This is a genomic window from Nostoc sp. FACHB-888, assembly GCF_014696655.1.
Lineage (GTDB): Bacteria > Cyanobacteriota > Cyanobacteriia > Cyanobacteriales > Nostocaceae > Nostoc.
Window position 1 is genome coordinate 138,177 of sequence record NZ_JACJQM010000013.1, and the last position, 10,566, is coordinate 148,742.

11 protein-coding genes are annotated in these 10,566 nt (G+C 41.4%); 2 read left to right on the top strand and 9 right to left on the bottom strand.

Annotation, left to right across the window (positions count from 1 at the left end; genetic code table 11):
* Positions 1-81: 81 nt before the first annotated feature.
* Positions 82-339, bottom strand: coding sequence for a hypothetical protein (locus tag H6G26_RS11175; RefSeq protein ID WP_190729313.1), 258 nt, complete (start codon positions 337-339; stop codon positions 82-84).
* 345 nt (positions 340-684) lie between these two features.
* Here H6G26_RS11175 and H6G26_RS11180 point away from each other — a divergent pair, with 345 nt between their 5' ends.
* On the top strand, positions 685-2,262 hold the full coding sequence (locus tag H6G26_RS11180; RefSeq protein ID WP_190729314.1) for an NAD(P)H-quinone oxidoreductase subunit 4: 1,578 nt from the start codon (positions 685-687) through the stop codon (positions 2,260-2,262).
* 318 nt (positions 2,263-2,580) lie between these two features.
* Entirely contained in the window at positions 2,581-3,303 is a 723-nt protein-coding gene (locus tag H6G26_RS11185; protein WP_190729315.1) for a Uma2 family endonuclease, read from the top strand.
* A gap of 116 nt (positions 3,304-3,419) precedes the next feature.
* On the opposite strand, the gene dxs is transcribed toward H6G26_RS11185, so the two are convergent.
* The 8 genes from dxs to H6G26_RS11220 form a co-directional block, all read right to left on the bottom strand.
* Complete coding sequence (gene dxs, locus H6G26_RS11190) at positions 3,420-5,327, bottom strand: 1-deoxy-D-xylulose-5-phosphate synthase (protein WP_190729316.1); 1,908 nt, start codon at positions 5,325-5,327, stop codon at positions 3,420-3,422.
* Positions 5,328-6,046: 719 nt separating this feature from the next.
* Positions 6,047-6,493 (bottom strand): hypothetical protein, encoded by a 447-nt coding sequence (locus tag H6G26_RS11195; protein ID WP_190729317.1) that lies wholly within the window; start codon positions 6,491-6,493, stop codon positions 6,047-6,049.
* Between the two features lie 475 nt (positions 6,494-6,968).
* On the bottom strand, positions 6,969-7,931 hold the full coding sequence (locus tag H6G26_RS11200) for an aldo/keto reductase (protein ID WP_190729318.1): 963 nt from the start codon (positions 7,929-7,931) through the stop codon (positions 6,969-6,971).
* Between the two features lie 245 nt (positions 7,932-8,176).
* Positions 8,177-8,482, bottom strand: a complete 306-nt coding sequence (locus tag H6G26_RS11205) for a DUF4090 family protein (protein WP_100898458.1) — start codon at positions 8,480-8,482, stop codon at positions 8,177-8,179.
* 223 nt (positions 8,483-8,705) lie between these two features.
* Positions 8,706-8,960: a hypothetical protein gene (locus tag H6G26_RS11210; RefSeq protein WP_190729319.1), complete on the bottom strand. Its 255-nt coding sequence runs from the start codon at positions 8,958-8,960 to the stop codon at positions 8,706-8,708.
* A gap of 159 nt (positions 8,961-9,119) precedes the next feature.
* Positions 9,120-9,629, bottom strand: a complete 510-nt coding sequence (locus tag H6G26_RS42485; protein ID WP_242053662.1) for an NAD(P)/FAD-dependent oxidoreductase — start codon at positions 9,627-9,629, stop codon at positions 9,120-9,122.
* 19 nt (positions 9,630-9,648) lie between these two features.
* The gene (locus H6G26_RS42490; protein ID WP_242053664.1) at positions 9,649-10,026 is read right to left on the bottom strand and encodes a hypothetical protein; all 378 of its coding nucleotides are present in this window, start codon (positions 10,024-10,026) and stop codon (positions 9,649-9,651) included.
* Positions 10,027-10,097: 71 nt separating this feature from the next.
* The gene (locus H6G26_RS11220; RefSeq protein WP_190729320.1) at positions 10,098-10,439 is read right to left on the bottom strand and encodes a hypothetical protein; all 342 of its coding nucleotides are present in this window, start codon (positions 10,437-10,439) and stop codon (positions 10,098-10,100) included.
* Between the last annotated feature and the right edge of the window lie 127 nt (positions 10,440-10,566).

A 10,566-nucleotide genomic window follows, 5' to 3' on the forward strand; every position in this document is an offset into this window, starting at 1 on the left:
AGCTGATGGTACAGACATTCTTTAGTCAGAGTTTTGAGACGGCGTTTGAAGGGAGGTGTAAAACGAACTTCTGCCATTAATCTAGGCTTTGATATCGTCCCAAAGCTCTGAAACTGGGAAAGTTTGTCCTAGTGCTGCTTGTCGCACAGACTCTTGCAAATCGGCTAAGATTTGTGCTTTTGGCTCTTGTTCATCAATCCAAGCTAAACCACTGACGTTATCAGAATTTATCGAACTTATAAGCTGTTGCCAAAGCTCTACAGGGACGAGTACATCTGTTGTTTCTCCATCTGCGTTGGTGACATAACGAATCTGACTTTCAATTTGTGCAATTATCATTATGGTTATTTCTCCTGTCAGGCTTTTTTCAACAACCACCAAACAACATCATGTATTTTTAGTGATGGGTTGGACTTTGCGTAGACGCGGAGCGGCTTGTCGTAGACATCGCACCCCTAAACTATAATTTTACCAACTTTTTTAGGGTAAATTTTTGACTGGACTGGGAGTATCACAACACACATCCCGCACCCGCAAATGTCAAAAAAGGCTCCCAAGAGGAAAAATAGGGGATTGCCAATTTAATTAAATCAACCTAACGAGGAAGACGAAATCCGCAAAAAGCTGTTACTTAATAACTAGTGACTTTTTGCCAAACATGATTTTGATAGCAGACGAATTGTGATGAATACAGCTAATTTTCCGTGGCTGACGACGATTATTCTGTTGCCGATAGCCGCTTCACTACTGATTCCCATCATTCCAGATAAAGAAGGCAAAACAGTGCGCTGGTACTCCCTCATCGTAGGGCTAATAGATTTTGCACTAATTGTTTATGCTTTTTATACTGGGTATGATTTCTCCAATCCAGATTTGCAGTTGGTGGAGAGTTACCCCTGGGTACCCCAACTAGATTTGAATTGGTCAGTAGGGGCAGATGGCTTATCTATGCCCCTAATTATTTTGACTGGATTCATTACCACGCTGGCGATTTTAGCAGCTTGGCCTGTCACCTTCAAGCCGAAGCTATTTTACTTCTTGATTTTGGCGATGTATGGCGGTCAAATAGCCGTGTTCGCTGTCCAGGATATGCTGTTGTTTTTCCTGGTGTGGGAACTGGAACTAGTACCGATATACTTTCTGCTGTCGATTTGGGGAGGCAAAAGGCGGCAGTATGCAGCGACTAAATTTATTTTATACACCGCCGGCGGTTCGCTGTTTATTTTGCTATCTGCCCTGACAATGGGATTTTACGGCGATACGGTGACGTTTGACATGCGATCGCTCGCTTTAAAAGACTTTGCCCTCAATTTCCAACTTGCTGCCTATGCTGGCTTCCTGATAGCCTACGCCGTCAAGTTGCCGATTATTCCCTTGCACACCTGGCTACCTGATGCCCACGGTGAAGCAACAGCGCCCGTACATATGTTATTGGCAGGTATTCTCCTGAAAATGGGCGGTTACGCCTTAATTCGGATGAATGCCCAAATGCTCCCCGATGCTCACGCTCTTTTTGCACCAGTGTTGGTGGTTTTGGGGGTAGTTAATATCATCTACGCTGCCTTGACATCCTTTGCCCAGCGCAACCTAAAGCGAAAAATTGCCTACTCCTCAATTTCTCACATGGGCTTTGTGATGATTGGTATCGCCTCCTTCACCGATTTGGGATTGAGTGGGGCAGTGTTGCAAATGGTTTCCCACGGGTTAATTGGAGCGAGTTTGTTCTTCCTGGTTGGCGCAACTTACGATCGCACCCACACCCTGATGTTGGATGAAATGGGTGGTGTTGGTCAGAGAATGCCGAAGATTTTCGCCATGTTCACTACCTGTTCAATGGCTTCTTTGGCATTGCCAGGAATGAGCGGTTTCGTGGCAGAATTAATGGTTTTTGTCGGCTTTGCTACTAGCGATGCTTATAGCTCTACCTTTAAAGTCATTGTGGTGTTCTTGATGGCAGTTGGATTAATTTTAACTCCGATTTATCTGCTGTCGATGTTGCGAGAAATTTTCTACGGAGAAGAGAACAAGGAATTAGTTTCTCACCAAGCTTTAATAGATGCTGAACCCCGTGAAGTGTTTATCATTGCTTGTTTGTTAATTCCAATTATTGGTATCGGTTTCTATCCAAAATTGCTGACTCAGATGTATGACGCGACAACTGTACAATTGACTGCAAGATTGCGTAATTCCGTGCCAACATTAGCACAACAAAAAGATGAAACGCTAAAAGTTTCTTTGAGTGCGCCGAAAATTGCTAATTAAGTTGCGATCGCTAGTTTAGTTTAAATATTGATTACTTTGAGGGCGGGTTGTGTACCTGCCCTTTTTGTTACTAACTTGAAATTTTCGATTCGGTAAAGTAAAAAATAACCGTTAGAAATTCTGGTAATCAGTATCGAAAAATCATGAATTTAATGTAAAATTTTGCAATCACAAGTCTGTGAATACTGAGAAAAATTCACAGGTGATGTCTAGAAAGGGCTAGGTTTACACTAAAAATGGTTCTTTATTCTGGCGCTACGATCGCACATCAATAGATTACGTACAATCTATCTAAAATAAGATTTGGCAAAACCGCTCATGTTAAACTACAATCCACTGCATTGTTTGCCATCTTCCGAAGAATTACCAGACTCTAATGACACCCCTGTGGATAACGAAGTCCAAAATTTAATTCCCGCCTTACTGAAAACGACACTGGCTTTGGTTTGGTGCGATCGTTGGGATTGGTACTTTGGTGTTGATATGGGTATTTATTACCACCAAGACAAACCAGCCGTTGTCCCTGATGGGTTTCTCAGCTTAGGAGTTAAACGTGTCGTTGATGAGGAATTACGCCTAAGTTATGTGCTGTGGGAAGAAAAGAAACTGCCAATTTTAGCATTAGAAGTTGTTTCCCAAATTTATCGCGAAGAATATAGCATTAAGAAAGAATTTTATGCCAAAGAATTAGGAATTTTATACTACGTTGTATATAGTCCCCTTCGGCGTAAAAAGACACCTTTGGAGGTGTATCACTTGGTTGATGGGGAATATATTTTAATGTCAGGAAATCCTGTTTGGCTACCAGAAATTGGTTTAGGAATTGGGCGAGAACGGGGAATTTATCAAGGTATAGTGCGGGAGTGGCTGTACTGGTATGACGAAGAAGGGCAAAGATTGCTAACACCAGAAGAACGCATCAGGGAAGCTGAAGAACGCACAGCTTTTGAAGAACAGCGACGTGTGGAAGCAGAACAAAAAGTGAAAATGTTAATTGAAAGGTTAAATGTGCTAGGTGTTGATCCAGAAAGTTTGTTATAGATTTACCAAATTTTTTAATTTTTGCTTCCTTAATGTAAGTTAGCTTGTTGGTTAGAGCATGAAAATAACCCCAAAGCGCGGGGTTATTTTCATAAAACTATTTTGACTTAAACTAACTAGACGACAGCAGATAGTTGCTGTTGAAAGAAAGCTTGCAACACTCTTTCTGCTATTTGATGGCTGGTTAAACCTAATTCTGCCTTAGATTCATTGGGTTCAGCATGATCTACTAACACATCTGGTACGCCAAACCGTTTGACAGGAACTAGAATATCAGCATCCATTAAAGCTTCAGCGATCGCAGAACCAAAGCCACCTATGATACAGCCTTCTTCTAAGGTGATGACGCGGCCGATTTTCTTAGCTAAAGGCAAAATCAACTCGGTATCCAAAGGCTTAACGAAACGGGCATTGATTACAGTTGCTTCAATGCCGTGTTCGCTGAGAATTTCAGCAGCTTGCATCCCTGGATAGACCATTGTGCCATAAGCGACAATTAACACGTCATCGCCTGTCCGCAGAATTTCGCCTTTGCCGATTTCCAAAGGTTCCCAACCTTCTTCCATCAAAGGAACACCGTAGCCATTGCCACGAGGGTAACGCATAGCGATCGGGCCACTAGTATGGTTAACACCAGTTACTATCATGCGTTGCAATTCTGCTTCGTCTTTGGGTGCCATCATTACCATGTTGGGAATGCAACGCAGGTAAGCGATGTCATACATACCCTGGTGGGTGGGGCCATCAGCTCCGACAATTCCTGCCCTATCCAAGCAGAAGAATACTGGAAGGTTTTGGATGCAGACATCGTGAATTATCTGGTCATAAGCGCGTTGCAGGAAGGTAGAATAAATGGCGGCTACGGGACGCATCCCTTGAGTTGCAAGTCCTGCTGCTAGGGTAATTGCGTGTTGTTCAGCAATACCGACATCAATATATTGATTGGGCAGTTTAGCTTGAAGTTTATCTAAGCCTGTCCCCGTTGCCATAGCCGCAGTAATCCCAACGATTTTGGGGTTTTGTTCGGCAAGTTTCACCAGAGTGTGAGAAAAGACTTTGGCATAAGCCGGGGGTTTGGGTTTATTGGAAGGAATGGCTTTGCCAGTTGCTACGTTGAAGGGACTTTGGGCGTGGTAGCCAACTTGATCTAATTCGGCAATTTCATAGCCTTTGCCCTTGACTGTTGCTACGTGTACCAAAACTGGCCCTGGTATCTGATGTGCCTGTTGGAAGGTGGCAATCAATTCTTCGAGATTATGCCCATCCACTGGCCCAATATAGGTAAAGCCGAGTTCTTCAAAAACTGCACCTACCTTGGGAACAGCCAAGCGTTTCATACCTTCTTTGATACGTCCGAGTTCAGGAGACAAAGATTCACCCACGAAAGGAATTTGCTTAAATTGTTCCTCAAGATTATCTTTAATAAATTGCACCGGTTGGCTGAGGCGCATTTTGTTGAGATAGCGGGGAATCGCGCCGACGTTGCGAGATATAGACATATCGTTGTCGTTGAGAACAACCAACAGATTAGTTTTCGGCATATGTCCGGCATGGTTGATGGCTTCTAAAGCCATACCCCCAGTCAGCGCCCCATCCCCAATAACAGCAACGGCTTTAAATTTTTCGCCTTTTAAGTCTCGCGCTAAAGCCATGCCCAATGCTGCTGAAATACTTGTAGAAGCATGTCCAGCCCCAAAGTGGTCAAACTTGTTTTCACAGAGTTTAAGATAACCTGCAACCCCGTCTTTTTGTCTGAGGGTGTGGAAGCGATCATACCGTCCTGTTAGCAGTTTGTGGGGATAAGCTTGGTGTCCTACATCCCAAATCACTTTATCCCGATCTAAGTCCAGCGTCTGGTAAAGTCCTAGTGTTAATTCTACAACACCCAATCCTGGCCCTAAGTGGCCACCATTAACTGCTACGGTTTGGAGATGCTTATCTCGAATCTGACGGGCAATCTGTTGCAGTTGGCGAACAGATAAACCGTGCAACTGATTAGGATGGGTGATTTCGCTCAGATGCATATTATAGGGTTATCCTCTCTAATTTCTAGTTTCGGTATTTTGATTTTCCCACGGCCGGGTTGTTCACATAATCAGACTCTTACATTGTTACTAAGTTGTAGTGGAAAGTATAACTTCGTAATTGATAATGGTGAAAAATTTGTTAACCATTAACAATTTGTCCAAATGAGGGTGAAGTTAGATAAAGTTATAGCATATTTGTCAATCAGGAATGCTACTTAAAAAAATATTTATTTAGTATAAAAAAGCAAATATTTTAGAAGTAGTTTGCGGAGATTCCTTAACTAAAACACTCGCTTTTACCATTTCAAGCTAATACAAAACGATGTTAAATATCTCATTTTTAACTATATACTTAGCATAATTTCCGGCAAATATTTAGCAAGTATTTGTTCTTTTCTTGGTTAACAGCAGCTAATTTTCTTAGCGATCGCAGTTCATATAGACTTGAAAAATATATGTGTAAAAACACTCATTTATTTTAGTTTAGCTCAGTATTTTTTTAGTAAAATAATCTTTATAAATTAATTATAAATTTTTGTTTTATTTATTGAATAACAAGCAAATAACATGGCGGCAAGTATCACAGTATAGAGTTATAAATTAATCTGTGTAATAAATTTAGATTTTCCTAAATTATTGGTAAACAGCAAAATTCCCGACTTTTCTAAAAAGTCGGGAATCTAAGTCTTTCGATTTTTACAAATCAAATAGGATTGCTATTTACCAAAAGCATCCTTGATATTATCAACAGTACGTTCAACAACATTCTTTGTGTTGTCTACTGCTTCTTTAGTTCGAGATGCATCTTCATTTGCTCTTTTCTGAATTGTAGCCGCATCTCTCTTTGCTTTGCGCTCAATAAAACTACCACCGTCTGTTGCTTGGTCAACTTTACTGGCGTTACTCTTGGCAGCATCCTTAACTTTATCTGCCGTATCATCAATGAAATTTTTGGCTCGTCCAGCATCTTTACTGGTTTTTTCTTGAACTTTATCGCCTGCGTCTGAGGATGCAATCAAGGTTGCAACAGGATCAGCCATTGCTGAGGTGTTCGAGAAAAATGCACCTTGCCAAACAAAAGCGATCGCTAACATACAAAACAGTGTTGTAGCCATCCAGCGTTTTACCGTGGAAAGCTGTTTTGTAAAATAATTCAGTTTCATAGAGAACATCTTCATGTGATTTAGTATACTATTTTTACTTCATTTAGCTCATAAGCCATATCAATCCCTAGATAGAAGTTGTTGCGTCATTAGTTATTAAACGAATTCACTATTTTGATAGATTGAATTTTGAGCAAAGATTTTTTTTGCTGGTAATTAAGGATCGAATTAAACAAACTTAAACGTTTTCGAGGGAAAAATAAGCCTCAAAAACATACAGGGCGTAGCTTCTGAGAAGCTATACCGTAAACTTTATGCTGCGCTATCAGTGGAGGCAAACCCTGTGGAGAATTAAAAATTTAAAATGTTCAATTAAAAATGAAAGAGTCATCAAGAATTTTTAATTCTTAATTTTTAATTCAAAAAAGGTCAACGCAAGCTAGCATACTTTCTGATAAACAAAGGTGCGATCGCTAATCTTGTAACCTAAATTAGTTCTTGCGTAACGTATTAATTAATGCAATATAGTCTGCGATTATGCTGACATCAATTGTTGGAGGCGCTGTGGCTCCTCTCCCAACCAATCTGGATTTTGGGCAGTGCTATCGAAAATTGATGAAGTTTTGAAAGGCTCAAACTCGCCGCGTGATGCTGCTTCTGCCGTTTTTGCTAACAGCGATCGCACTTGCTCGTCGTTCATTGGCTGGAATGTCTCTACTGCTTCAAAGGCTTGCTCTAGAATCTCCATGCTATCAATTCCAGTAATCACAACTGATGTAGGCAGATTCAAAGCATAATGTAAACACTCAATTGGCGTTACAGTATTTGACCGTAAAAGAATACCGTTTGCCAAGCTTTTCATTCCCAGAACGCCAATGTTTTCTTTGACCAGTTCTGGCAAAACCAGCTTTGCAAAACTCCGGTAATGAGCATCCATGACATTGAGCGGCATCTGCACTGCATCAAATTTAAACCCGTTAATGGCTGCAACTTCCAGCATATGCAGATGAACATAAGGGTCTTTGTGCCCAGTGAAACCTATATATCGGAGTTTGCCAGCTTCCCGTGCCTCAATCAAGGCAGCATTCGCCCCTTCTTCGTGAAAAACTCGATGCGGGTCTTCGTGCCGAAGGATTTCGTGGTGCTGAACAAGATCGATGTAATCAACTTGCAGGCGTTGAAGTGATTCGTCTAGCTGTCTTGTTGCTGCTTTCTTGGAACGACCATCGATTTTCGTCATCAGGAACACTTTGTCTCGATAGCCATCGCGCAGCGCTTTTCCCATGCGAATCTCACTGGCTCCACCGTTGTAATCCCAACTGTTATCCATAAAGGTAATGCCACGATCAATGGCTGTTCTAACAATTCGGATACCCAGTTGCTCATCAACGTGTTTTAAGGCGATGTGCCAACCACCCAATCCGATGGCGGAAACTTTCTCTCCTGTACTGCCGATAACTCGGTATTGCATTTCTGAATTTGACGTAGTTCCTGACATGTGTTTTCCAAGTCTTTTAGCTATAACTTAAGTACATATAGCCATCTGCCAATTGAAACACAAGAGAAACTTGACAATATCTTGCTGAAGATACACTTTTCAACCCGATCAGGAAATTACTAAAGAAGCCAAAATCCCGATGGCAATTTGCGATATTTGAGGTAGACAATTGAGGGCACAGCATTGCTGTGCCCCTACAACAGATGTGGTTCAAATAAATGAAAACTGTTGTAAAACATTAATATTTATTTTCCGCTATAAAAAAAGGCAATTTCTTTTTCTTTTAAGGGTGCGAAACCAGCATCTACAAGTAATTGGTCGAGTTCTGCTTGAGGAATGTGTTTTGCGCCAATTCGCACAATACGCGATCGCATAGTATTAGATACGCCACTGCGCTGTCTATTGCCTTCTAGAGCCATAACTTTACCATAAAGTTCTAGCTTGGCAGGTGGAATGGGAGAACCATCAAAATCAATTCCCTGTGCGATCGCTTCATCAATAGCATCAGCCCCTGTGGTGGTTTGATTTCCTGGGTTAGTTTCGGTAGGCATGGTGATTTACTCTTCTTCGCTATGGGTAGATTTTACCAGTCTTGCTGACACCAAAGCTGCCTACTGGCTTTTTTGCTGCAAAGGATTGGTAAGCTGATGCGCGTCTAAAGTATATAAACACTTTTGATAGTCGTTAACTGTTGACTGTTGACGGTTAACAGTCAACAGTTAACGAGCATCAGGTAAATGTACAAATTAAATGCGTAACAGCTTAGTCAATAGACTAATCACGAGCCTGTCGTGTCACCAAGCCCCCAACAAAGGCCCCTAAGATAGTGCCTGTCCATAACCCTGTTGTGCTACCTTGCCAAATTGCTCCTGGTGTCATCCAGGCATTGCACATCTCTTTTAAACCCCAAGGTTGATTTTGACACTTTTGGCTATGTAGCATTATGGTAATTTGCCCACTGGTGTAAGCACCAAAAAAACCTGATGACAGCGCCAAAAAAGTGCAAACTAAAATTCTGTTTTTTGTCATTAGTCATTAGGGCGAATGGCACTAAGTACAGCATTTCATAAATCCGTGACGAATTGACCGATGCTCCAGTAAGGCTTTGTGAGATTTAATAACGCTACGAACTTGTGAAATTCTGTACTAAGTTAAGGTAGAATTTTTAGTTTTGATGTCGATCACAACTTAAGCTGTTTCCTCTAAATATTTGTGAGCAAAAGTGACCGCCATAGCACCTTCTCCAACGGCTGAAGCCACGCGCTTTACAGAACCGTGCCGGACATCACCAGCAGCAAAGGAACCGGGAACACTCGTTTCTAGGAAAAAAGGAGCGCGTTCTAGAGTCCAGCACTGAGGTGGATGACCATCTTGAAGCAAGTCCGAGCCAGTGACTAAATAACCAGAGCGATCGCGGATAATATTGGTATCTTTTGCCCATTCGGTATTTGGCGCACCACCGATGCAAACAAATAGTCGCCCCGTATCGATTTGCTGCACTTCTCCATCACTGCAATTAGTAACTTCAATTTGGCGCAGCGAGGTATCACCAATTAGCTTCGTAACTTGAGATTGAAACAGCACTTCAATGTTGCTAGTATTTGTAATTCGGTTAATTAGATAATGCGATAAGGTTGCTGCCAAATTATTGCCACGAACTAAAATTGTTACTTTTCGTGCATAGCGAGAGAAATACATGGCGGCTTGACCTGCGGAGTTACCGCCACCGACAACAAAGACGATAAACCGCAGCGCTTAACCCGGCAGGGCCTGCACCATAAATTGATACATCGTATTCTTTAAACTTTGGTTGCGTTACCCACCCTAAATGTTGAGCAATTTCGCGGATAGTGGGAGCAAATAACTGAGTTCCATCAGGCAATTCAACCACTGGTAGTCTAACATTGCTCAGAGATGGCAATCCAAGTTTTCTGTTGCAATCATCATCACCAGTAAGTGCAATCCAGTCAAATTCGACAACGGTGCGGTTGAGAAAATCACGAATTTCATAGGCTTGTGCTGAGTCTGGTTGACCGTAAAGCCGTACTTTTTTCTGATTTACTTGTGAAGGATCAGAATTTTTCAGTTGGGTCATTTTAGTTTCTTTAGATTATCTTTTAGTGTTAAGGTAAATAACGCTACAGTGCATAAGTCTGTTCGATTACTTCAGACTTGTTCCATCAATTGCTTATCGATAATTCCAGGCAAAAGATAGAATAAGGGAATAAGGATATAAAGTACAATGCTCAAGTTGATGCTAATAAAAGCCAAGCCTGCGGCAACAAGATAAGAAATTGGATAACTAAGAGTCCAAATAGTCGCTTTTTGAACAGTTTCTTGGTGAATGATTTTTTCACTCGTGATGTACCGACGGACAACATAAAACCAGAGCGCATTGTAAGCAAATCCAGTCAGTGCTAGTGTCAGTCCATAAAAAACAACGACGGGTAGCGAGGTTCCATATTCACCAATAAGTTCCGTAGGATAGGGGATAAAAGCAACGCACATTAATAAAAGTAAGTTGATTACTAAAATAGACCTCTTGCAAAATTACTTTTATGTTATAGTCAAGGGTTTGCATTTTGGAATTGCTAAATTTAACTCATAGTTATAAATTGCTGCTAGTAAGTTACAA

What these genes read in the sequence shown, in the direction of transcription:
- H6G26_RS11185 (WP_190729315.1), top strand. Translation starts at nt 2,581, where the DNA reads ATGTTAAACTACAATCCACTGCATTGTTTGCCATCTTCCGAAGAATTA.
- H6G26_RS11195 (WP_190729317.1), bottom strand. Translation starts at nt 6,493, where the DNA reads ATGAAACTGAATTATTTTACAAAACAGCTTTCCACGGTAAAACGCTGG.
- H6G26_RS11210 (WP_190729319.1), bottom strand. Translation starts at nt 8,960, where the DNA reads ATGACAAAAAACAGAATTTTAGTTTGCACTTTTTTGGCGCTGTCATCA.
- H6G26_RS11220 (WP_190729320.1), bottom strand. Translation starts at nt 10,439, where the DNA reads ATGTGCGTTGCTTTTATCCCCTATCCTACGGAACTTATTGGTGAATAT.
- H6G26_RS11200 (WP_190729318.1), bottom strand. Translation starts at nt 7,931, where the DNA reads ATGTCAGGAACTACGTCAAATTCAGAAATGCAATACCGAGTTATCGGC.
- H6G26_RS11205 (WP_100898458.1), bottom strand. Translation starts at nt 8,482, where the DNA reads ATGCCTACCGAAACTAACCCAGGAAATCAAACCACCACAGGGGCTGAT.
- H6G26_RS11180 (WP_190729314.1), top strand. Translation starts at nt 685, where the DNA reads ATGAATACAGCTAATTTTCCGTGGCTGACGACGATTATTCTGTTGCCG.
- H6G26_RS42485 (WP_242053662.1), bottom strand. Translation starts at nt 9,629, where the DNA reads ATGTATTTCTCTCGCTATGCACGAAAAGTAACAATTTTAGTTCGTGGC.
- dxs (WP_190729316.1), bottom strand. Translation starts at nt 5,327, where the DNA reads ATGCATCTGAGCGAAATCACCCATCCTAATCAGTTGCACGGTTTATCT.
- H6G26_RS42490 (WP_242053664.1), bottom strand. Translation starts at nt 10,026, where the DNA reads ATGACCCAACTGAAAAATTCTGATCCTTCACAAGTAAATCAGAAAAAA.
- H6G26_RS11175 (WP_190729313.1), bottom strand. Translation starts at nt 339, where the DNA reads ATGATAATTGCACAAATTGAAAGTCAGATTCGTTATGTCACCAACGCA.